Below are 24,076 nucleotides of genomic sequence, written 5' to 3'. Positions count from 1 at the left end.
ATTTTACATAAAATACTGGTCTAGTTTCGTGATGTCTTTTTTAAGCAATTTGTCCTTTGATAACTTCAAAAGATATTATTTTTCAGTTGACATACTACCGCAGGTCTTTTATATGTATTTCTCTCCCACATTTATCATAAAACAATGGGAAAAATAAAAACACCTATTAACAAGAAGATCACAGATTATTTTGGTTATTATTGTATATGTACGATATAATAGAACTGTAGAATAGTGATATTTTCAAGCTTTCGTAGTTATACCTTATAACATCTAGAATCGACTTCATAAGAAAGTATTTGGGTAGAGCGTTTCAAAAATATGTACAGTAATGCGATTTTGAAAACGGATTCATGATTGTGTTGTACAGTTGGTTGTAAGGAGAGGGGAAACTATGGCAGAACAGACAGTCCGTGTAACCGTCGATGGTAAAGAATTTTCTGCATCAGGTGAAAAGACGATACTACAATTATTTAACGAGAGTAATTTGGAACATCCTCAAATTTGTCATGTACCAGAAGTAGATCCAATTCAAACTTGTGATACGTGTATTGTAGAAGTAAATGGAAAGTTATTGCGTGCTTGTTCAACGAAATTAGAGAACGGTATGCATATCGAAAGACAGTCCCAGCGTGCAAAAGAGGCACAGACTGAGGCAATGGATCGAATATTAGAGAATCATCTACTGTATTGTACCGTTTGTGATAACAATAATGGTAACTGTAAAGTCCACAATACAGTACATATGATGGGAATTGAGGAACAGAAATATCCGTATGAGCCAAAAGTAAGTGCGTGTGAAGTGGATATGTCACATCCGTTTTATCGATATGATCCAAATCAATGTATTGCTTGTGGACAGTGTGTAGAAGTATGTCAAAACTTACAAGTGAATGAAACTATATCGATTGATTGGAGCTTAGACCGTCCACGTGTTATATGGGACAATGGTGTAAGTATAAATGACTCATCTTGTGTAAGTTGCGGGCAATGTGTAACAGTATGTCCATGTAATGCGTTGATGGAGAAATCAATGTTAGGTGAAGCTGGATTCATGACAGGATTGAAACCGGATGTGTTAGATCCGATGATTGATTTTGTAAAGGATGTAGAGCCGGGATATAGTAGTATTTTAGCAGTTTCAGAAGTAGAGGCTGCGATGCGTAAGACGAAAGTGAATAAAACAAAAACAGTTTGTACATTTTGTGGTGTAGGTTGTTCATTTGAAGTATGGACGAAAGACCGCCACATTTTGAAAGTGCAGCCTGTTTCAGATGCGCCGGTTAACGGTATTTCAACATGTGTAAAAGGCAAATTTGGATGGGATTTTGTAAACAGTGAAGATCGTATTACAAAGCCATTAATTCGCCAAGGAGATATGTTTGTTGAAGCTTCATGGGAAGAGGCTCTTGAAGTTGTTGCATCCAATATGCAGCATATTAAATCAGAATATGGAAGTGATGCATTTGGGTTTATTTCTTCTTCGAAAGTAACGAATGAAGAAAATTATCTTATGCAAAAACTAGCCCGTCAAATATATGGAACGAATAATGTAGACAACTGTTCCCGTTATTGTCAATCTCCAGCAACAGACGGTTTATTTAAAACTGTCGGTATGGGCGGGGACGCTGGAACAGTGAAAGATATTGCGGAAGCAGGCCTTGTCATTATCGTTGGAGCAAATCCGACAGAAGGACATCCTGTACTTGCAACGCGTGTAAAACGTGCTCATAAATTACATGACCAAAAATTAATTGTGGCGGATCTTCGTAAACATGAAATGGCAGAGCGTGCGGATTTATTCATTCATCCGCGCCAAGGAACTGATTACGTATGGCTCGCTGGTATTACGAAATATATTATTGATCAAGATTGGCACGATAAAAAGTTCATAGCTGAAAATGTGAAGAATTTTGATGAATATAGCAAAATGGTAGAAAAGTATACGCTTGATTATACAGAAGAAATTACGGGGATTTCGAAAGAAAATCTGAAAGAAATGGCACGTATGGTATATGAAGCAGATGGTACTTGTGTACTTTGGGGAATGGGTGTAACTCAAAATACTGGAGGAAGTACAACTTCAGCAGCAATTTCAAATCTATTGCTTGTTACGGGTAACTATCGTCGTCCTGGTGCAGGAGCATACCCATTACGCGGACATAATAACGTACAAGGCGCTTGTGATATGGCAACATTACCAAACTGGCTTCCAGGTTACCAAGCGGTTTCAGATGATGTGCTTCGTGCGAAATTTGAAAAAGCATACGGTACTACAATTCCGAAAGCACCAGGCTTAAATAATATTGCAATGTTACTGGCAGCAGATGAAGGAAAACTGCGTGGTATGTATGTTATGGGTGAAGAAATGGCTTTAGTAGATTCGAATGCCAACCATGTACAACATATTTTAGCGAATTTAGATTTCCTTGTTGTTCAAGATATGTTCTTATCGAAAACAGCTCGTTTTGCTGATGTTATTTTACCGGCAGCACCAAGCTTAGAAAAAGAGGGAACATTTACGAATACAGAGCGCCGTATTCAAAGATTATATGAAGTATTGAAGCCGCTTGGTGATTCAAAGCCAGACTGGTGGATTTTACAAAAAGTAGCTCGTGCGCTTGGCGGGGACTGGAATTATGCAAGTCCAAGTGAAATCATGGATGAAATTGCATCGCTTGCACCTTTATATTCTCAGGCAACATACGATCGTTTAGAAGGATGGAATAGTTTATGTTGGGGTAGCCACGATGGTAGCGATACACCGCTATTATATGTGGACGGATTTAACTTCCCGGATAAACTAGCTCGTCTATCATTAGATGAATGGGTACCACCAGTTGTAGCGCCAGATGAGTATGATTTACTTTTAAATAATGGTCGTATGTTAGAACATTTCCACGAAGGGAATATGACGAATAAATCGGCTGGTATTTTATCTAAAGTATCTGAAGTGTTCGTTGAAATCTCGCCTGAACTTGCCCTAGAGCGCAATGTGAAAGATGGTGGCCTTGTAGAATTAGCATCACCATTTGGGAAAATTAAAGTACAGGCACTTGTTACAGATCGTGTAACGGGGAAAGAGCTATATTTACCGATGCATGCAACGGTAAATGAAGAGGCAATCAATATTTTAACTGGAACGGCGACAGATCTTTATACGTGTACACCAGCGTACAAACAAACAATGGTAAAGATGCGTGTATTACGTGAAAAAGGGAATCGTCCGTTACCATCTTCAAACCCGAGAGATAAAAAGCGTAATCCGCAAAACGGTGTTGAAATCGAGCGAAAATGGCAAAGAAAACAATACGTATCACTTGTGGACTAGGGGGCGGAGATAGTGGCGAAAGAAATTACTGTAATTAAAAAGAAAGTTGTAACAGAGGAAGAACAGAAACAGCAAGTAGCAGATGAACTTCTAAATGAGCTATCTAATAATCGTGAAGCAGTAGAAGAAACAATGCAGCTTTTAGCACAGTTGCAGAAGGCTGGTATATTAGATGCGGCAATTAGTTTACTTGCTGCGAAGGAAGATGTTTCAAAAATCGCTGTGGAGCAACTAAATCGTGAACCAGTTAAAAATGCACTCAACAATATGATGGGGGCAGGAGAAGCGTTATCTTCAGTTGACCCAGAAATAACGAAGCAAATTACGTCAAGTTTAGTTACAGGATTGCAATTTGCAACAGATGAATTAAATAGTGGTAAAAAAACAAAAGTGATGGATTTCTTTAAAGTATTAAAAGATCCAGATATCAATAGAGCTATTACATTCGGTTTTAGCTTCTTGAAAGCATTTGGACAAGGGCTAGAGAAAAAATAGAATAAATGAAAAAGTGATGGGAAGTAGCCATCACTTTTTTCATTATATGTATAAGAGTGTTCATGTTAAGCGGAATATATTATTATTAAAAAGATGGATTAGGACTGGAAATATGGAATCCATCTCAAATACCGTTTTAGAATTTGGAGGAATATATGCAACACCGTAAAAAACTATCTATACCAGGAGTAATGAGACATTCCTTTCAAACAGTTAAATTTGCTTTTTGGAATGTATTAACTTTTCAACTTGCTTATAAATTATTAGCAGCGATTGTGTTCGTTCCACTATTTGGAATTATTTTTAATAAGTTATTGTATTTTGGTGGTTATGCAAATGCGACAAATGATGAATTATTAGCGTTTTTAAAGACGCCTTATGGCATCTTAGCAATCGTAATTTTATCATTGTTAGCACTGTTTCTTATCTTTACAGAATTTGCGGTGCTTATTATTATTTCGTATTTCGCTCATAAAAGACAGAAGGTGAAATTACGTCCGATTTTATATAAAACGGTAACGTATTTACCTACTCTTTTCACATATTGCTTACCAGGATTTATTTTATATGCTGTCGTATTGTTGCCTCTTTTAAATATGGGATATGAAACGGCATTAATCCCGCAAATTCAAATTCCTAACTTTATTACAGGAGAACTGTTTAAGACAACGATGGGACAAGTTGGTTATTACACGTTCTTTGCTGTAGTCGCGTATTTGAATCTTCGATGGATTTTCGTTCTACCTATTGTTGTTTTAGAGCAAAAACCATTTCGCGTGGCAGCACGTAAAAGTGCAACTTTAGTAAAGGAAAGCTTTTTTAAAGTACTATTCTTTTTAGTAGGATTTTTTATCTCAATTGGAGTTGTATATGTCGTGTTTTTGGGAATGTATTTATTGTGCCTATGGGGTGTTTATGAATTTACAAACCCGAAAGGAACATTTGCATTATTAGCTGAATCAACGATTTCTGTATTTTTAACGAGTACATTGTATTTATTCAGCTTTATCGTGACGCCATTTTATATTATGGCGATTACGCGATTATACTTACAAAAGGTTCCAGTTGAGGATGTTTTATTAGAAGAAGGATTAGATTATTCGAAAACGAAAGCAGATAAATGTTTCTTCCAAAAACATCGTTGGAAATTCATTGGCGTATACATTGTAGGAATTATTACTGCGGGAATGGTCGTTGCCTTCATTGTAACGTTTATTTCAAATTCGTATAAAGAACCGATTATTATGGCGCACCGCGGGTATATATCAAAAGGCGTAGAAAATACGAAAGAAGCTGTGCAAGGTGCTATTGATGCAAAAGCAGACTACGCTGAAATAGATGTATTACAAACGAAAGACGGTGAACTAGCGGTTATACATGATTTGAAGCTGAAACGTCTCGCAAATGCCAATGTGCATGTGTCAGATTTAACGATGGCGGAGTTAAGGCAGCTTACCCTTAGTCAAGATGGACTTTCAGGACAAATAAGTACACTTGATGAAATCATTAAGCTAGCAAATGGCAAAATCAAACTTAATATAGAAGTGAAGCTTCATGGGGGCGAAAAAGATTTTGTAAACAAAGTCTTAAAAACGATTAAAGATAATGAATTTGAGAAGCAATGTGTAATTCAAACGTTACACTATCCACTTATTAAAGAGTTTAAGCGTGCAAATCCAGATATAAAAGTAGGGTATATACTGTATGCAAGTAGAGCTAACTTAAAGAATGTGAAGGCTGACTTTTACGTAGCAGAAGAATATATGTTAAATAAGAAATTAGTAAAAGAAGCAAGGAAGTTAAACAAACCAATTTACGTATGGACAGTAAATGATATGGAAAATTTAAAGGCATATTATAAGTTAAACGTAGATGGTATTATAACCGATTACCCTGAAGATGCACGTGAAACAATTAAGGTGTTAAAAGAGCAAGAAGCGGAAGAAAGTGATCTGTTTGATAAAATTACTGAAACGACAGATGATTTATTTTCTAAGTTATTTATAAGTTACCCAGCTGCTAGCTAAATGCTAGCAGCTGTTTTTTTGTGAAAAGAATATATCTCTAAAGTATTGAGTAAAGTAATAACTGTATATGTATACGTTATCGCTTAGGTTTCTTACATTGTTACATTATTGTCAAATAATAAATGATTGCTGTTTATTTTGAAGCAGTATAATAAAAATAGAGTGAAAGATAATGGAATGACACGAAACCCCTAATAGAATCAATGTTTTATATATTTACACTATTCTAAATATAAAAACTTTAGGAAAATGATATGTTAGCGTTTTCATAACTTTTAAGTTATGCTAGAATAAGGACATAAGTTATTAATTATTACAAAAAGAAAAAAGAATCTCTTTTTTCTGTTAATTATAAGGGGGCATTTCATTATGCGTATTGGGGTACCAGCAGAAATTAAAAACAACGAAAACCGTGTGGCAATGACACCAGCAGGTGTTGTACATTTAATTCGTAACAATCACGAAGTATTCATTCAAAAGGGTGCAGGTTTAGGGTCTGGTTTCACAGATGCTCAGTATGTTGAAGCGGGAGCAAAAATTGTTGATACAGCTGAAGAAGCTTGGAATATGGAAATGGTTATGAAAGTTAAGGAACCAATTGAAAGCGAATACAAACACTTCAGTGAAGGCTTAATCTTGTTCACATACTTACACTTAGCTCCAGAGCCAGAATTAACAAAAGCTTTAATCGAGAAAAAAGTTGTTTCTATCGCATATGAAACAGTACAATTAGAAAACCGTTCATTACCATTACTTGCGCCTATGAGTGAAGTAGCTGGTCGTATGGCTGCACAAATTGGTGCACAATTCCTTGAGAAAAACAAAGGCGGTAAAGGTATCTTACTTGCAGGTGTTCCAGGGGTTAAACGTGGTAAAGTAACAATCATCGGTGGTGGACAAGCTGGTACAAATGCTGCTAAAATTGCAGTTGGACTAGGTGCGGATGTAACAATCATCGACTTAAGTGCAGAACGTCTTCGTCAATTAGATGACATTTTCGGAAACCAAGTAAAAACTTTAATGTCTAATCCTTACAATATTGCAGAAGCTGTTAAAGAGTCTGATCTTGTAATCGGTGCAGTATTAATCCCAGGTGCAAAAGCTCCAAAACTTGTAACAGAAGAAATGATTAAATCAATGGAACCAGGTTCTGTTGTTGTAGATATCGCGATTGACCAAGGTGGTATTTTCGAAACAACTGACCGTATTACAACTCATGATAACCCAACTTACGAAAAACACGGCGTTGTTCATTATGCAGTTGCAAACATGCCAGGTGCGGTTCCACGTACATCAACTCTTGCATTAACAAACGTAACAGTACCATATGCAGTACAAATTGCTAACAAAGGCTACAAAGAAGCTTGCCTAGGCAACTCTGCATTACTAAAAGGTATTAACACATTAGATGGCTATGTAACATTCGAAGCAGTTGCAGAAGCTCACGGTGTAGAGTACAAAGGTGCTAAAGAATTATTAGAAGCAGAAACAGTATCTTGCTAATAGAAGCATTATACAAAACAAAATCGAACAATATATAAAACAACATGATAAGAGCTAAGAGTGAAGATCTCTTAGCTCTTCTTGGCAAAAGGGGGCATACATCGTGGCCAACCTATTTAAAAAGAAATCCGTTACGCAATTGTTAGGGGAAAGTAAAAGTAAAACTTTGACGAAAACGCTAGGGGCATTTGACCTAACAATGCTAGGGATTGGTGCGATAATTGGTACAGGAGTTCTAGTATTAACTGGATTAGTAGCAGCAAGAGATGCTGGTCCAGCAGTTATTTTTTCATTCATGATTGCAGCCATCGTTTGTGGATTTGCAGCATTATGTTACGCAGAGGTTGCTTCTACACTTCCTGTTTCAGGTAGTGTGTACACATACTCATATGCAACAATTGGTGAGTTTGTAGCTCATTTAATGGGATGGACATTACTATCCGTATATGTTGTAACGACTGCCGCAGTAGCTGGCGGATGGACTGGTTACTTCCATAACTTAGTGAGTGGATTAGGGCTTGAAATTCCAAAAGCACTGCTAACGATTCCGTCTCAAGGTGGTATGGTGAATTTACCAGCAGTTATCGTTACATTAGTTATAACTTGGTTATTATCAAGAGGTACGAAAGAAAGTAAACGCGTGAATAACATAATGGTATTAATTAAAATTGGTATCGTTGTTTTATTCATTGCAGTTGGTGTATTCTACGTGAAACCAGAAAACTGGATACCATTTGCACCGTACGGTTTAAGTGGAGTTTTCGCGGGGGGAGCAGCAGTATTCTTTGCTTTCCTAGGATTTGATGCATTAGCAACTTCTGCTGAAGAGGTAAAAAATCCGCAACGTGATCTACCGATTGGTATTATCGCTTCGTTAGTCATTTGTACAATCATTTATGTTGTAGTTTGTCTCGTTATGACGGGTATGGTTTCTTATAAAGAATTAGATGTACCAGAAGCTATGGCATATGTGTTAGAAGTTGTAGGACAAGATAAAGTAGCAGGTGTAATCGCAATTGGAGCTGTAATTGGTATTATGGCAGTAATTTTTGCTTACATTTATGCAACGACACGTGTATTCTTTGCGATGAGCCGTGACGGTTTATTGCCAGAATCTTTCGCGAAAATTAATAAAAAGACAGAAGCGCCAACATTTACAGTTTGGTTAACAGGAATTGGTAGTGCTTTAATTGCTGGATTTATCGATTTAAAAGAATTGTCGAATTTAGCGAATATTGGAGCGTTGTTAACATTTGCGATGGTTGGTGTGTCAGTTATTATTCTTCGTAAAACACATCCAAAGTTACAACGTGGATTTATGGTACCACTTGTACCGATCTTGCCGATTATTTCGATTGCATGTTGTCTATTCTTAATGGTAAATCTACCATTAAAAACATGGATGTACTTCGGTGCTTGGTTAGCGATCGGAGTAGTTGTATACTTTGTTTATTCGAAAAAACATAGTCATTTAAAAGACGATGGAAGTTCGCAGGATAATTTAGAACAAGCTAATTAAAAGCTTAATTAAAAGGGATATAAGTATAGTAAGCCTTGTGCGTCTAGGGAGCGCGCAAGGCTTTTTCTTTTGTTGAAATAAAGGGAATGTATATTACTTTATTGAATTTTTATGTCGGAATATGAAAAAGGGTGGGAGCAAAATGGAAGAAACAAAAGTTGTAGTTGGAGCAGAGGGTTATAATAATAACCCTGGTTGGTTACATACGAATGAAGAAGAATTAAATTTATTACGGAGAGAAACTTGGCTTGATAAATTTCAACCTAATTCTTTATCAGTAATTTTGGCAGAACATGTATGGGAGCATTTATCATATGAAGAAGGAATTGAAGCTGCAAAAATTTGTTATGAGTTTTTAATGGAGAATGGATATATTCGTTGTGCAGTACCAGATGCATTTTTTCCAGATGAAGAATATCAACAAGGGGTACAAGTAGGTGGACCTGGTCCATTAGATCATCCTGCAGCAAGCCATAAAATTGTTCATAACTATAAAACAATCACGTCCATGTTTGAATCAGCAGGTTTTCAAGTGAGGCTCTTAGAATACTGTGATGAGAATGGTAAGTTTCACTATAATGATTGGAATGAGAAAGATGGATTTATTTATCGCTCGAAACGTTTTGACCATAGAAATCGGGATAATCAGTTAGGATTTGTTTCTTTAATTGTGGATGCGGTGAAAATGAAAAGTAAGTAAAAAGGGGTGTGCGAATTGTGCATCCTTTTTTGTATGAGAATATAGAGGGTGCGGAAAATATGTATACGACTTATTAAAATGTGAACGGAATGTTCATAAAAAAAATTCAGATTTCATTGACACATATGAGTAGGCGCTCATATAATAAGAGTATAAGATATATGAATGGTTGTTCATATGTTCAATTAAAGAGGTGAGCTATAATGGCTGGAAATAAAGTAGAAACACCACAAGAGACATGTTCTCAAACGATAATTCATGAAGAAGTTGTAGAGCAAGTAAAACAAACAATTCCAACTGATGAAAGTTTAAGTAAAGTAGCAGAACTATTTAAAGTATTAGGTGACCGTACACGTACGAGAATATTACATGCGCTATTTGAAGCTGAAATGTGCGTTTGTGATTTAGCTTATTTATTAGGAATGACACAATCATCTATTTCGCATCAGCTTCGTGTGTTAAAGCAAGCGAAACTTGTGAAGAATCGTAAAGAAGGAAAGGTTGTTTATTATTCGTTAGCTGACCAGCACGTAATTCATATCTTCGAGCAAGCGTTTGAACACGTAAACGAAGAAGAATAAAAAGAACGCGAGGAGGGAGAACGATGGCTGAAGCGTTAGTGAAAAAGAAACTGATGTTAGAAGGTTTAGATTGTGCGAATTGTGCAATGAAAATTGAAAAAGGTGTTGGGAATATAGAAGGAGTAAATTCTTGCTCTGTAAACTTTGCAACAAAGACAATGATTTTAGAAACGGCACAAAATAAAGAAAACGAAGTTGTTACGGAAGCAAAACAACTCGTTACAAAATTAGAACCGCATATTAAAGTGCAAGAAGAACAAAAAAATAAAATTGCTAAAGAAGTATTTATATTAGAAGGTTTAGATTGCGCGAACTGTGCAATGAAAATTGAAAATAAAGTGAAGGAAATGCCAGCTGTCTCAGAAGCAACTGTTGATTTCGTATCGAAGAAACTACGAGTAGAAGTTGCGAATAAAAGAGAACTAGAAGCGACTGTAGCAAATATAACAAATGTCGTTCAAAAGTTAGAGCCAGACGTGAAAGTTGTTCGTGAAGAGAAGAACGGTCATGACCACGGGCATAGTCATGATCATGGTGAAGCAAATGTGAAAAAGATGGTAGGGAGATTAGTGGTCGGCGGAATTTTGACAGCAATTGCTGCATTAGCGGGCTTACCACAAATGGTAACAATTCCGTTATTCGTCCTTGCTTATTTATTAATAGGTGGAGATATCGTTTGGAGAGCGGTAAGAAACATAACTCGTGGCCAAGTATTTGATGAAAACTTCTTAATGGCAATTGCAACTGTAGGAGCTTTTGCAATTCAACAATACTCAGAAGCTGTAGCAGTAATGCTATTTTATCAAGTAGGAGAACTATTCCAAAGCATTGCGGTAAACCGCTCTCGAAAATCAATTACTTCATTAATGGATATTCGTCCTGATTATGCGAATGTAAAGGTTGGAAATGAAACGAAACAAGTATCACCAGAAGATGTACAAATTGGCGATTATATTATCGTTAAGCCAGGTGAGAAAGTGCCGTTAGACGGAAAAGTAATTGAAGGAACATCAATGGTAGATACTTCAGCATTAACAGGTGAATCTGTACCACGTGAAGTTGAAGTTGGAAATGATGTATTAAGTGGCTTTGTGAACCAAAACGGTGTGTTGACAATTGAAGTTACAAAAGAATTCGGTGAATCCACTGTATCGAAAATTTTAGATTTAGTTCAAAATGCAAGCAGTAAAAAAGCACCAACGGAAAACTTTATTACGAAGTTTGCACGTTACTACACTCCAGTTGTAGTTATTACAGCGGCGATCATGGCGTTTATTCCACCACTTATTTTAGAAGGAGCTACATTCTCTGAGTGGATTTATAGAGCTTTAGTGTTCTTAGTAATCTCTTGTCCATGTGCGTTAGTTGTATCCATTCCTCTTGGATTCTTTGGAGGTATTGGTGGTGCATCTAAAAGTGGTGTGTTAGTAAAAGGTAGTAACTATTTAGAAGCTTTAAATGATGTAAAATATATTGTTTTTGACAAAACAGGAACATTAACCAAAGGTGTTTTCAAAGTTACAAAAATGGAACCGAGCGAAGGTACTACAAGTGAAGAGTTATTAGAGTATGCGGCATTTGCTGAAGTATATTCTAACCATCCAATTGCCCAATCTATTCGAAAGGCATATGGAAAATCAATTGATGAAAAAATAATCGATGATTATAACGAAATTTCTGGTCACGGTACAGTTGTAAAAGTACAAGGAAAAGAAATTTTTGCAGGTAATGCAAAATTAATGAGAAAAGAAAATATTGAATTTAAGCAACCAGAAACAGTAGGTACATTAGTTCATGTTGCTGTAGATGGAAGATATGCAGGTTATATTGTTATCTCTGATGAGGTAAAAGAGGATTCGAAACAAGCGATTCAAAAATTAAAAGAACTAGGTATTAAAAAGACAGTAATGTTAACTGGTGATGCAAAACCAGTTGGTGAAGCTGTCGGTAAAGAATTAGGCTTAGATGAAGTTCATGCGGAATTACTACCGCAACAAAAAGTAGAAGAGATTGAAAAAATTGATGCAGCGAAGCACGGAAAAGAAAAAATTGCCTTCGTTGGTGACGGTATTAACGATACACCAGTATTAGCCCGTGCAGACGTTGGTATTGCGATGGGTGGTTTAGGGTCAGATGCAGCAATTGAAGCGGCAGACATCGTTATTATGACTGATGAGCCTTCAAAAATTGCGACAGCTGTAAAAATTGCAAAACGCACAAGAAGTATAGTGTGGCAAAATATCATCTTTGCTCTAGGTGTAAAAGGGATCGTTTTATTACTTGGTGCCTTTGGTATTGCAACAATGTGGGAGGCTGTTTTCTCAGATGTTGGTGTAACACTACTTGCAGTGTTAAATGCAATGCGTGTATTACGAGTGAAAGATTTATAAAAAAGAGGACGCAACCTGCGTCCCCTTTTTTATTAGTGATTTTGTTGAAATTGATTCAATAAAATAATATCAAATATTATTTTACTTTTAAATAGTATCATATTAAAATTTACAAATTAAAAACATTCGTCGTATTATTTTAATATATTTTTTACAAATATCCATATAGTATTGAAAAAAACAGAGAAGGAGAAACTTCTCTGGTTACTTTTGTATGTTTTTTTCAACTTGTTCTCGAACAGTTTGAATGTAATTCATTTTATGATCCCAACACTCTTGGCTTAAATCGACAGGGTATTCTTCAGGATTTAAAGTTCGCATATATTCTTCCCAAAATAGAGAGAGACTCTGTTCATTATATTTTTGAATATCTAATATACTTGGTAGTTCATATGTTCTTTCACCGTTAACGAAAATATCTTTATGCAGTTCACGGGCTTCAAAGTTTGTTACGAATTTACTTATATATGTGTGAACTGGATGGAACATTTTTAAGCGCTCTTCTTTTCCAGGTTCTTCAGAATCTAACGCAATATAATCGCCTTCTGCATGATCGTTTACCCGATTGATAATACGATAAATTCGTTTCAGTCCTGGAGTGGTAATTTTTTCAGGGTTAGATGAAATTTTAATCGTATCATTTAATTTTCCGTCAGTATCTTCAATCGCAACTAGTTTGTAAACAGCCCCCAATGCAGGTTGCTCAAAGGACGTAATTAATTTTGTCCCAACGCCCCATACGTCAATTTTTGCTCCTTGAGATTTAAGGTGCATAATTGTGTATTCATCTAAATCGCTAGAAGCGATAATTTTTGTATTTGTAAACCCTGCTTCATCTAATAGTTTTCGTGCCTTTTTCGATAAATAAGCCATATCACCACTATCAAGACGTATGCCATAGAAATCAATACGATCCCCAAATTCTTTTGCAACACGAATCGCATTTGGAACACCAGATTTCAATGTGTCATATGAATCAACGAGAAAGACGCACTTTTTATGAGTTTCAGCGTATTTTTTAAACGCGACGTATTCATCGCGATATGCTTGAACGAAAGAGTGAGCGTGTGTGCCAGCTACAGGAATCCCAAAGCGTTTCCCAGCACGAACGTTGCTTGTAGAGGAGAAACCACCAATAAAGGCAGCACGCGTCCCCCAAAGGGCAGCATCGAACTCATGGGCACGTCTTGTGCCGAACTCTAAAAGCTCATCATTACTTGCAGCATGTTTCATACGTGCTGCTTTTGTGGCAATTAATGTTTGGTAATTCACAATATTTAAGAGGGCAGTCTCAATAATTTGTGCTTCACCAAGTGGTGCATCAACACGTAATAAAGGCTCGTTATTAAATACAACTTCACCTTCTTGCATACTGCGAATCGTCCCAGTGAATTTCATATTTTGTAAATAATGAAGGAATTCTTCTTCAAATTGTAATTCTGCTAAATAAGCGATATCGCTTTCAGTAAAACTGAAATTTTCTATGTACTCTACAATTTTCTCAAGGCCAGCAAAAACAGCGTAGCCGTTCTCAAATGGAAGCTTTCGAAAATATAAATCAAAAACAGAACGGCGATTATGAATACCATCTTTCCAATATGTATAAGCCATGTTGATTTGATATAGGTCTGTATGTAAGGCATAACTATCGTCTTTATAATGAGTCATCGCGAGAACACCTCCATAATTTGGTTATAGTATACCAATTTTTCACCATTCGTAGCAAAGAAGAGATATTGATGTGAAGTCAAGAGAGAAAAAAATGAAATTATGCATATTTTTTAGAAAATTTATATTTATCAATTTATATTTCTACAGATTTTATGTATTATTAGAGTAATGGGGGTAATGAGAATGGAGGAGGACAATGCAACAAACATTAGAAAAAATAGGCAAACAAGTCTTTTATAAACGGCTACAGCAAAAAATGACACAAGAAGAATTATGTCAGGGCATTTGTTCTGTCTCATACTTAAGTAAGATTGAAAATGGAAAGATTGAAGCATCAGAAGAAATTCTACAATTGCTCTGCGCAAGATTAGAAATTGCCGTGACGGATTTGAGGGATGTAGAAGAAGATGTGAAGGGGAAGCTGGATGAATGGTTGAATGCACTAGTTCATTTAGACAAGCAACAAGTAGAACGTATATATGAAGAGTTGCAAGGTGAAATGAAGCATGTGTTGGATTTTGAAATTATAAATTATTATAAACTGCTGTATACACGTTATTTAATTATGAAAAGGGATTTTCCTGCTGTCGAAAAAGAGTTAGAGAGCTTAAAGAAGATGTACAAAAAGTATTCACCATTCCAAAAATTATTATATACGTATAGCAAAGGGTTATATTATTTTTTACAACATAGATATAAGAAGGCATTGGAGTATTTGACTCGAACAGAAGTAATGGCAAAGGAACAAGGTTATCATGAGAATGGAATATATTTCAATTTGGCTCTTGTTTATAATGAATTAGAAGTTGAACATATGACTTTACATTTTGCTAATGTAGCAATGGAAGGATTTAAGAATGAATATAAATTCCGTTATGTGATAAATTGCCAGTTACTTATTGCGTTGAGTTATATACAAAAAAAGCAATATAATGAGGCGCTATCTATTTATAATAATATTTTGAGGGAAGCAAATTCTTTTGCTGATAAAGAAAGTATAACAGCTATTGCTTTAAATAATTTAGGCTTCTTGTACTATAACTTAAAAGATTATGCAAAAGCAAAAGATTATTATTTACAATGCCTAAAGTACAAAAAGGAAGAGGATTTAAATTATATTGATGCAGTGTATGAGATCGCTTTGCAGTGTATTGAATTAAAAGAATTTGAAGAAGCGAAAGATTGGATTAATAAAGGAATAGATGTTGCCAAGAGGGATGAAAAGTATAAAAGTATGCTATATATACTTTCAATGCTTAAGAATAAATACTTTGAAACGAAAGATGTTTATAAAAGATTTTTAGAAGTTGAGGCAATCCCATTTTTTAGAGGCGAAGAAAATAAAAAGGAATTAAAAATGGTGTATTTAGAACTAGCAGGATATCACGAGGAATTACTAGAATTTAAGGAAAGTAATAACTACTATAAATTAGCAATTAATTTATTAGAAGAAAAGGGAGGAAAATAATATGAAAAAAATAATTATTGGTGCTTTGGCTTTGGTAGCTGTATTAGTGGTATTGGAACCGCAATATGCTTGGACATCGGATATTTATGGTCAAGGCGAAAAAGTAGTAGAATTAATAAATTCTTAACAGAAACCCCTTTCCAATCGGAAAGGGGTTTTTCAATATTTGTTCCTCAAAATTCTACAAAACTTGAGAAAATAATTATTTGAATTTTTAGTATATTAATAGTGGAAACATAATGCTAATATAAAACTACTCTTTTTCAAAAAAATTTTTATTAGGGGGAAGGTTCATGAAAAAGAAAAGTTTAGCGTTAGTGTTAGCGACAGGAATGGCAGTTACAACATTTGGAGGGACAGGCTCTGCATTTGCGGATTCTAAAAATGTACTCTCTACGAAGAAGTACAATGAGACAGTACAGTCACCTGAGTTTATTTCTGGTGATCTAACTGGAGCGACTGGTAAGAAAGCGGAATCTGTTGTGTTTGATTACTTAAATGCAGCAAAAGGTGATTACAAGCTAGGGGAAAAGAGTGCGCAAGATTCTTTCAAAGTGAAACAAGTGAAGAAAGATGCTGTAACTGATTCAACAGTAGTACGTATGCAACAAGTTTACGAAGGAGTGCCTGTATGGGGTTCTACTCAAGTGGCTCACGTAAGTAAAGACGGTTCTTTAAAAGTATTGTCTGGAACAGTTGCACCTGATTTAGACAAAAAGGAAAAGTTGAAAAATAAAAATAAGATTGAAGGCGCAAAAGCAATTGAAATCGCGCAGCAAGATTTAGGGGTAACACCGAAATATGAGGTAGAACCAAAAGCGGACTTATATGTATATCAAAATGGTGAAGAAACAACATATGCATACGTTGTAAATCTAAACTTCTTAGATCCAAGTCCAGGAAACTACTACTATTTCATTGAAGCAGACAGCGGTAAAGTATTAAATAAATATAATAAATTGGATCATGTAACAAATGAAGATAAATCACCAGTTAAGCAAGAGGCTCCTAAACAGGATGCGAAAGCAGTAGTAAAACCTGTAACAGGAACAAATAAAGTAGGAACTGGTAAAGGTGTATTAGGAGATACAAAATCACTTAATACAACGTTATCTGGTTCATCTTACTACTTACAAGATAATACGCGCGGGGCAACAATTTTCACATATGATGCGAAAAATCGTACTACATTGCCAGGAACTTTATGGGTAGATGCAGATAATGTTTTTAATGCAGCGTATGATGCAGCAGCAGTAGATGCTCATTACTATGCAGGTAGAACATATGATTATTATAAAGCTACATTTAACAGAAACTCTATTAATGATGCAGGAGCTCCGTTAAAATCGACAGTTCATTACGGAAGTAAGTATAATAATGCATTCTGGAATGGCTCACAAATGGTATACGGAGATGGTGATGGTGTAACATTCACTTCATTATCTGGTGGAATTGATGTAATTGGTCACGAATTAACGCATGCTGTTACTGAAAATAGCTCGGACTTAATTTATCAAAATGAATCAGGAGCGCTAAATGAAGCAATTTCTGATATTTTTGGTACTTTAGTAGAATTCTATGATAACCGTAACCCGGATTGGGAGATTGGTGAAGATATTTATACGCCTGGTAAAGCAGGAGATGCGCTTCGCTCTATGAGTGATCCAGCGAAATACGGTGATCCAGACCATTATTCTAAGCGTTACACTGGTACTAGTGATAACGGTGGGGTTCATACAAACAGTGGTATCATTAACAAACAAGCTTATTTATTAGCAAATGGTGGTACGCATTCGGGTGTAACTGTAACGGGCATTGGTAAAGATAAGTTAGGTGCAATTTATTACCGTGCAAACACACAATATTTCACGCAATCTACTACATTTAGCCAAGCTCGTGCTGGTGCAGTACAAGCTGCAGCTGATTTATATGGTGCGACTTCTGCGGAAGTAGCAGCAGTTAAGCAATCATTTAGTGCTGTTGGTATTAACTAAGGATTAAAAAGGATAGCTATTAATAAAATACCTCAAAAATAAAGAAGGAGCCTATGCTCCTTCTTTATTTTTTTTTCTCCATTTTTTCCACAAATAAAACAATCCAATAGCGCCTGCGATTGTTACAATCCACTTTGCTTCATTTGTTCCGTTCATGACATGATAGGCAGAATATACTTCGATTAACAATGCCGGTATTTTCCCTATTGTGCTGGCAATACTGAAGGAGAGTAATGACATCTTACCTAGAGCCGCAAATAAAGTCACGATACTTGATGGGATGAAAGGTATCAAGCGAAATGATAGAACGAGTAGAAAGGCCTCTCTACCTTCTACATAAAGAAGACGCTCTACCTTTGGGTATTTATTTACTTTATCGTGAGTGAACTTTTGAAGGCCCATGCGGTAAATATAAAACGAGATAATAGCCCCTAATGCTTCGCCTACGATCGAAATAACAGTACCATTTGTTACGCCAAAGAGCTGTATATTAATGGCGGTTAAAAAAATACTAGGGATAAAACCTAAAAGACTAATGATGATGTTAATTAAGATACTAAGTGGAATTGCGATTGAATAGTATTCTGTTAAGAAATTTTGAATCGTTTCAGCCATTGTTTAAAATCCTTTATCTTTTTTTGCATTACACCACATTTCGTTTGTATAGGCAAGGAGAAATTTACATAATGTAGAAAAACGTTGATAAGAAGGGCGTTTTATACCTTATATGGGTATTGGGTATATGAAAATAGGGGTATTTTAAAATGTTTTTAAAAATACTATAAAAACCTTTGTATAAAAGAGTTTTATAGTTATGTTATCGGTGATTTCATCTGGGAAATAATCGAAAAATATAGGGGGTATATATTATAAAAGGCGAAAAATAGAGGGTTGATGAAATTGCTGGGGTAAATATGGAAAAATAGATAAAAAAATGAAAACTGATAGATTTTTTCGTTGTGAAATTGACTTTTAGTGAAGTTGCGATAATAATCATGGAAGAGGTGATATGATGAAACGAATAAGTAGTCTTTTCTTCAGTAGTTTATTGGTATTAATGCTGATCTTAAGCGGATGTGCAGGAAAAGAACAAAAAACAGAGAAACAGACAGGGAATCAAGCTACATCGGTAGAAAAAATTAGTGATAATATTTTAGATGAAATGGAAGGACCACCTAAAAATGGTCATACGATTGAAAGACATGTAGGCAAGTCAGAAGAGGATTTGAAGAATCGCTTGAAGACAGATAAAGTGTCAGCCGCAAGTACATACTATGATAAAGAAACAGCGACGAAAGCTGTAAAAGATAGCTTGAAGCAACATGACAAGGAAATTCAAGATTGGTTAAAAAATTCTAAAGAGGCTCGTCTCGTATTAAATACAACTCATTCATTTCCTGTTGGAAAAACGGTAATAAAGAAAAATATGAGTGTAAAAGACAAGTTAGTAAAAACTGTTACTGTTTTAGCAAGAGATAAGTCAGGAGAATTAGGGTTTAAGATTATTACTTCTTATCCATCTGATAAATAAGAAGGGGGAGTACATTATGTATACGACATTACAATACTTTCTTAAATCGTACTGTACGTTAAGTATTCATGAGGATGAAATAGTAAGCGTGATGGAAGAGTTTATTGAACAAGAAGACGAAGAAATTGTTTTGAAATTACGTGATGAATTAATAAATATGAAGAAAAAGAACGCGTGGGAAGAGGCGTGTGTATTAGCTGCGAAGCAAGGAAATCGTATGTGGTCTTTAGAAGAAACGAAAGACCATCTTGAAACTTTTTTACTATTACTGCAAAAGAAAAAGGCGTGATTTAATCACGCCTTTTTCTTTATGCTATTCGGTTGGTATTATCTATTCTTTTGGAGCGCTTTTATATACGCTTTTTGAAATTTGTCCATTTGATATTACTTCCCCGTTTTGTGTTACTTTTTTATACGTAACCGCGGTGATTTTATCACTAGTTCTACTAATTACTTGAGAAGAAACTTCAACATTTTTACCAGTATTTGTACCGAAAATGCGTGTAGTAATACTACCTCCATTTGAAAATGCTTGAATATAAATATGATTGCCTGTATTATTTTTAAATTTTAAATCTGGACCATAATCTGCTACTGCTGCATCTTGCCCAAGTGGTAAATAATTTACTGGCATAGAATGATTGCTTCGAGAAACAATGCCTAAATCTGCCCTTAAAGCTGCACTGTATAATGTACTACTGACTTGGCAAACTCCTCCGCCTGCACTTTGTATTACTTTACCTTGTGAATATACTGCTGCAGATTTATAACCATGTGCAGCATCAGTTACGCCAACGCGACCGTTAAAACTAAATGTTTCATCAGGTGCGACAATAACCCCACTTAAAGTATTAGCTGACTTATTTACGTTAAATGATTGATTTCCGTTACGGCCAGCCATTGGAGTAGAATATTCAGCAATGACTTCTTTAATACCCATTTTCTGTATGTCTTCTGTAGAACGTTCTGGTTTTATGAATGTAACTGGTAATGTAACATCTGATTTACCAGTAGTAATAGCTTCATTTGTTAAACCGCTTAGTTTCCCTTTATCAATTTTTTCTCCGTTTTGGCTTTGACTAATATTTACTGTTGAGCCTTCAATACTTAATTCTGCGTTAACAGGATTTTTTAATGTTTCATTATATTTATCTTTTATAAAGGTTTCATAAGCTGTTGCATTTAATTGTGGTGTTAATTTATAGTCACGTTTTAATTCACCGTTTTCAGCTTGCTTACGCATTTTATAACGATTCATTACGTTTCCTTCTTGTTCTTTGAAGATTTTGTCAATAATATCTTTCTCTTTATAATTTATCCCTAAATCTTTCCATGTGTAAGTTTGTTTATCGTTTTGGAATATGTAGGTAAGGGATTTTTGATCTAACTCAGTTACCTTTTGATTAATAATTGCTTGAATATCCTTCTTATTTTTTCCGTCGAGAGAAATACCTTCAAATGTAGTATTTGGTAATGCAGTAGTATCTAATTGATTATTTAATTTGGATACATATTGATATCCCCCAACACCGCCTACACAAAGTAATATGCCCCCAGCAATTGCAGAACCAATCAGTATTTTACTTAGCTTCATTTATTTCCCCCCAGAAATTTATGTATAAATATATGTATTACATTTTTTGTATAAAAATGATGAAAATAACATTATGTACGTACTAGTATACTATTATTTTCATTGTGTGTGTAATGTTTTCGTAAAAAATGTTACACCGCTGTAATAATTGTCACTTCTTGTCACAATGTGTATGAAAAATATGTTGAAAAATATAATAAAAAGGCTGTCTAGAAAGATCTAGCAGCCTTTTTATTATAATTTTTTATGTTCATTTTTATTCGTAACACCGAGATGTTTTTGAAGGGTAGTTGAAATAGTATCGACGCTTTTTTCATTTGGAACGTAATAATAAATACCACCTATATATTTATCTGTACCCTCTACTTGCATTTTTTCCATTTTTAAATTTGAATCCATTGAATTTTTTGTAATTGTCATCATATCATCAAAAGTTAAATTGGTTTTTAAATCTTTATCGACAGCGTCTAGTAGGCCACCGATTTTATTAATGGAATTAAGAGATAGTGCCTTTTCAGCAATGGCCTCTAATACAAGCTGTTGACGTTGACCACGCATATAATCACTATCGATATGACGAGTTCTAGCTAGTGCCAGTGCCTCTTCTCCATTTAAATGTTGACGTCCTTTTTTTAGATGAATGGCATCTGCTTCATCTTTACTATTTTGCTCTGTGAACTCAACTGGAACGTCTACAGTAATACCACCAAGAGAATCAACAATTTTAATAAAGGATTTAAAATTGAATTTTACATAGTAGTCAACTGGAACATCTAAAAAGTTCTCTACCGTATCAATTGTGCTGTCTACACCACCGAATACGTGCGCATGTGTGATTTTATCGTATTTATCACGTGATTTAATGTAGACGCGTGAGTCACGTGGAATGCTTACAAGTTTAACGGATTTATCGTTTTTATTAATTGTTGCAAGTAATAACGCATCTGTTCGAGTTGCTTTTCCATAACCTTTTTCCCTAATATCACTTTCATCAACACCCATAATTAGTACGGAAATATTGTCGGTCATAGGTTTAACAGCTTTTTCACGTTTACTGGACTTATCTCCTCGACCTAGTTCAGCATAAGCATTATTTAAGACGGACTTTGCTTTACTGTATATATGGAAGGAGTAGCCTCCTGCTCCAAGTGCTACAATTAGTAATGGAATAAGAAGGAACCAAAGTAGGCGTTTTTTCTTTGAGCGTCCTTTTTTGGCTCGCGTATTGTTGTTCGTGTCGGATTTCATCATTTTTTCTCCTTTAAAACTATCAAAGTGTATACATTTAGAAGTGTATTCAAACACATAAAAAATATTTTACGCTAAATAAAAGCGATTGTACATGTATAAAAAATAGATGTCTTGATTATTTATAAGACACCTATTCGTTATTGTATACAAAAGATAGGGATAAGAAAATGATAAAATTTTACCTAATTACAACATAATGCTTACGATAATTGCAGGTAAAATACTAACGAGAGTAGCTCCATATAGTAATTTAAGGCCAAACCTCGCAACAACGTTTCCTTGTTCTTCGTTTAATCCTTTTACCGCACCTGAAATAATACCAATGGAAGAAAAATTGGCAAAAGATACAAGGAAAACAGAAATAATACCAACTGTACGGGGAGAAAGGCTATTAGAAATTTTACTAAGGTCCATCATTGCGACAAATTCATTCGTTACAAGCTTCGTTGCCATAATGCTGCCAGCCGCGACAATTTCAGAACTGGGTACACCGATAAGGAATGCGATAGGTGCAAATACATAGCCGATTAATTGTTGGAACGTAATACCGAATATAATGAGGAACAGGTCATTAATACAACTAATTAATGCGACGAATCCGATGAGCATAGCGCCGACAACAATGGCTACACGAAAACCATCAAGAATGTATTCTCCAAGCATTTCAAAAAAGCTTTGTTTTTCACCTTTGATTTCTAAAATATCTTCGTCATCTTTAACGTCGTAAGGGTTAATGATGAGTACGATAATAAAACCGCTAAATAAATTGAGAACGAGTGCAGTTACTACATATTTAGGTTCAATCATTGTCATATAGGCACCTACGATAGACATAGATACGGTTGACATAGCAGAGGCACAAAGTGTATAAAGACGGTGTTTTGGAATTTGAGCTAATTGTTTTTTCACTGTAATAAAAACTTCTGATTGGCCGACAATGGCAGAGGCGATAGCGTTGTAAGATTCTAATTTACCAAGACCATTTATTTTACTAAGAAAGTATCCGATCCAACGAATAAAAAATGGTAGTATTTTGAAATGTTGTAATATACCAATTAAAACAGAAATAAAGACGATTGGTAATAATACAGTAAGGAAAAATGGCATTTCACCTTTATTTGCAAGACCACCAAATACGAAATTTATTCCATCAGCAGCATACTCGAGTAGCTTGGTAAACAAACTGGAAATGATTCTAATAAGTATGAGGCCGATTTCTGTATTTAATAGTAAATAGGTTAAAATTAACTGTATAATAAGCATGATAAAAATTGGTTTAAATTTAATATGCTTCTTATTATTGCTAGCAATATAAGCGAGCAAGAAAACAACAATTAGTCCGACGAAAAAAGTAATGAATTTCATGGTAAGCCCCCTAAAAGAGATATTCTGCTATATATGTTTTTCATTTCAAGGGAGAATATGCATCTTTGGTAAAGAAAGGAATAGAGAGAGCATGAATATATGTAGAGTGCATCACGTTGCAATTATTTGTTCGAATTATGAGACGTCAAAGGATTTTTATACTAGGATATTAGGGTTTAAAGAGATAAATGAAGTATATAGAAAGGAACGAGATTCTTATAAATTAGATTTATGTGTAGGAGAAGAGTATCAAATCGAATTATTTTCATTTCCAAATCCGCCTGAGCGCAAAAGTTTTCCAGAAGCAGCCGGTCTTAGACATTTAGCATTTGCTGTTACAAATATAGAAGAAGCTGTGAAGCATTTAAACCAATGTGGTGTTGAGACGGAACCAATCCGTATTGATGAAATAACGGGGAAGAAATTCGTCTTTTTCCAAGATCCTGATGGTTTACCTTTAGAATTGTATGAGGTTTGAAAATTGGTGGATTTTATATAGAGTTGCTTTCCAATAATTGAAGAAACTAAAGTGAAACTTCTTTTTAAAAGACCAACTATGAAAAGTCAAGGGGACATTTTCAAAAAATATTGCTAGAGGATTTTGAAAATAAATCCACTGGATTCGATAGGAAGTGGCTAAACGTCTTCATAAAGTA

19 protein-coding genes are annotated in these 24,076 nt (G+C 35.1%); 14 read left to right on the top strand and 5 right to left on the bottom strand.

Translation table 11 applies throughout. The features are described 5' to 3' along the window. Positions 1–394 precede the first annotated feature (394 nt). The 8 genes from fdhF to MR168_RS23930 all read left to right on the top strand — a co-directional run bounded on the left by fdhF (position 395) and on the right by MR168_RS23930 (position 12,546). Positions 395–3,331, top strand: coding sequence for a formate dehydrogenase subunit alpha (fdhF, locus tag MR168_RS23965; protein ID WP_000840666.1), 2,937 nt, complete (start codon positions 395–397; stop codon positions 3,329–3,331). A 12-nt stretch (positions 3,332–3,343) separates the two neighbouring features. Continuing rightward, positions 3,344–3,826 carry a helical membrane plugin domain-containing protein gene (locus MR168_RS23960; RefSeq protein ID WP_001040540.1) on the top strand — a complete coding sequence of 161 codons (483 nt, stop codon included), beginning with the start codon at positions 3,344–3,346 and terminating at the stop codon, positions 3,824–3,826. Positions 3,827–3,981: 155 nt separating this feature from the next. Continuing rightward, entirely contained in the window at positions 3,982–5,853 is a 1,872-nt protein-coding gene (locus tag MR168_RS23955) for a glycerophosphoryl diester phosphodiesterase membrane domain-containing protein (RefSeq protein ID WP_242291543.1), read from the top strand. Between the two features lie 369 nt (positions 5,854–6,222). Further along, positions 6,223–7,356: an alanine dehydrogenase gene (gene ald, locus MR168_RS23950; protein WP_001219742.1), complete on the top strand. Its 1,134-nt coding sequence runs from the start codon at positions 6,223–6,225 to the stop codon at positions 7,354–7,356. A 103-nt stretch (positions 7,357–7,459) separates the two neighbouring features. After that, a complete protein-coding gene (locus MR168_RS23945) occupies positions 7,460–8,875 on the top strand; it encodes an amino acid permease (RefSeq protein ID WP_001284893.1) in 1,416 nt (471 codons plus the stop codon). A 142-nt stretch (positions 8,876–9,017) separates the two neighbouring features. After that, positions 9,018–9,575 carry a class I SAM-dependent methyltransferase gene (locus MR168_RS23940; protein ID WP_000393177.1) on the top strand — a complete coding sequence of 186 codons (558 nt, stop codon included), beginning with the start codon at positions 9,018–9,020 and terminating at the stop codon, positions 9,573–9,575. Between the two features lie 203 nt (positions 9,576–9,778). Next, on the top strand, positions 9,779–10,156 hold the full coding sequence (locus MR168_RS23935; protein ID WP_000918378.1) for an ArsR/SmtB family transcription factor: 378 nt from the start codon (positions 9,779–9,781) through the stop codon (positions 10,154–10,156). Between the two features lie 23 nt (positions 10,157–10,179). Further along, positions 10,180–12,546, top strand: a complete 2,367-nt coding sequence (locus MR168_RS23930) for a heavy metal translocating P-type ATPase (protein WP_000796569.1) — start codon at positions 10,180–10,182, stop codon at positions 12,544–12,546. Between the two features lie 204 nt (positions 12,547–12,750). On the opposite strand, the gene MR168_RS23925 is transcribed toward MR168_RS23930, so the two are convergent. After that, on the bottom strand, positions 12,751–14,214 hold the full coding sequence (locus MR168_RS23925) for a nicotinate phosphoribosyltransferase (RefSeq protein ID WP_242291541.1): 1,464 nt from the start codon (positions 14,212–14,214) through the stop codon (positions 12,751–12,753). Positions 14,215–14,413: 199 nt separating this feature from the next. Between MR168_RS23925 and MR168_RS23920 the strand changes: the two genes are divergently transcribed. From MR168_RS23920 to MR168_RS23910, 3 genes are all read left to right on the top strand, one after another. Next, a complete protein-coding gene (locus MR168_RS23920) occupies positions 14,414–15,685 on the top strand; it encodes a helix-turn-helix domain-containing protein (protein ID WP_001187937.1) in 1,272 nt (423 codons plus the stop codon). A 1-nt stretch (position 15,686) separates the two neighbouring features. After that, complete coding sequence (locus tag MR168_RS23915; protein ID WP_000720172.1) at positions 15,687–15,812, top strand: NprX family peptide pheromone; 126 nt, start codon at positions 15,687–15,689, stop codon at positions 15,810–15,812. Between the two features lie 166 nt (positions 15,813–15,978). Beyond that, positions 15,979–17,679 (top strand): M4 family metallopeptidase, encoded by a 1,701-nt coding sequence (locus tag MR168_RS23910; RefSeq protein ID WP_000730383.1) that lies wholly within the window; start codon positions 15,979–15,981, stop codon positions 17,677–17,679. A 51-nt stretch (positions 17,680–17,730) separates the two neighbouring features. Here MR168_RS23910 and MR168_RS23905 read toward each other — a convergent pair whose 3' ends face one another. Beyond that, positions 17,731–18,294, bottom strand: a complete 564-nt coding sequence (locus MR168_RS23905) for a TVP38/TMEM64 family protein (RefSeq protein ID WP_000852225.1) — start codon at positions 18,292–18,294, stop codon at positions 17,731–17,733. Positions 18,295–18,691: 397 nt separating this feature from the next. Between MR168_RS23905 and MR168_RS23900 the strand changes: the two genes are divergently transcribed. Together MR168_RS23900 and MR168_RS23895 are read left to right on the top strand one after the other, a co-directional pair. Then, complete coding sequence (locus MR168_RS23900) at positions 18,692–19,210, top strand: RNase A-like domain-containing lipoprotein (protein WP_000822700.1); 519 nt, start codon at positions 18,692–18,694, stop codon at positions 19,208–19,210. 16 nt (positions 19,211–19,226) lie between these two features. Further along, entirely contained in the window at positions 19,227–19,499 is a 273-nt protein-coding gene (locus MR168_RS23895) for a hypothetical protein (RefSeq protein WP_000288803.1), read from the top strand. A gap of 42 nt (positions 19,500–19,541) precedes the next feature. Here the strand turns inward: MR168_RS23895 and MR168_RS23890 are convergent, their stop codons facing one another. From MR168_RS23890 to MR168_RS23880, 3 genes are all read right to left on the bottom strand, one after another. Continuing rightward, entirely contained in the window at positions 19,542–20,804 is a 1,263-nt protein-coding gene (locus MR168_RS23890) for a VanW family protein (protein WP_000777355.1), read from the bottom strand. 234 nt (positions 20,805–21,038) lie between these two features. After that, positions 21,039–22,055, bottom strand: coding sequence for an LCP family protein (locus MR168_RS23885; protein WP_002163841.1), 1,017 nt, complete (start codon positions 22,053–22,055; stop codon positions 21,039–21,041). 186 nt (positions 22,056–22,241) lie between these two features. Further along, positions 22,242–23,420 (bottom strand): NupC/NupG family nucleoside CNT transporter, encoded by a 1,179-nt coding sequence (locus MR168_RS23880; RefSeq protein WP_086411799.1) that lies wholly within the window; start codon positions 23,418–23,420, stop codon positions 22,242–22,244. 91 nt (positions 23,421–23,511) lie between these two features. Here MR168_RS23880 and gloA2 point away from each other — a divergent pair, with 91 nt between their 5' ends. Next, a complete protein-coding gene (gene gloA2 / locus MR168_RS23875) occupies positions 23,512–23,898 on the top strand; it encodes an SMU1112c/YaeR family gloxylase I-like metalloprotein (RefSeq protein WP_001017675.1) in 387 nt (128 codons plus the stop codon). Positions 23,899–24,076: the final 178 nt, after the last annotated feature.

This window comes from Bacillus cereus group sp. BfR-BA-01356 (assembly GCF_022663635.1).
In the GTDB taxonomy this organism is placed as follows: domain Bacteria; phylum Bacillota; class Bacilli; order Bacillales; family Bacillaceae_G; genus Bacillus_A; species Bacillus_A cereus.
The sequence above is the reverse complement of the archived record's forward strand: the minus strand, read 5'-3'. Positions and strand labels throughout refer to the sequence as shown.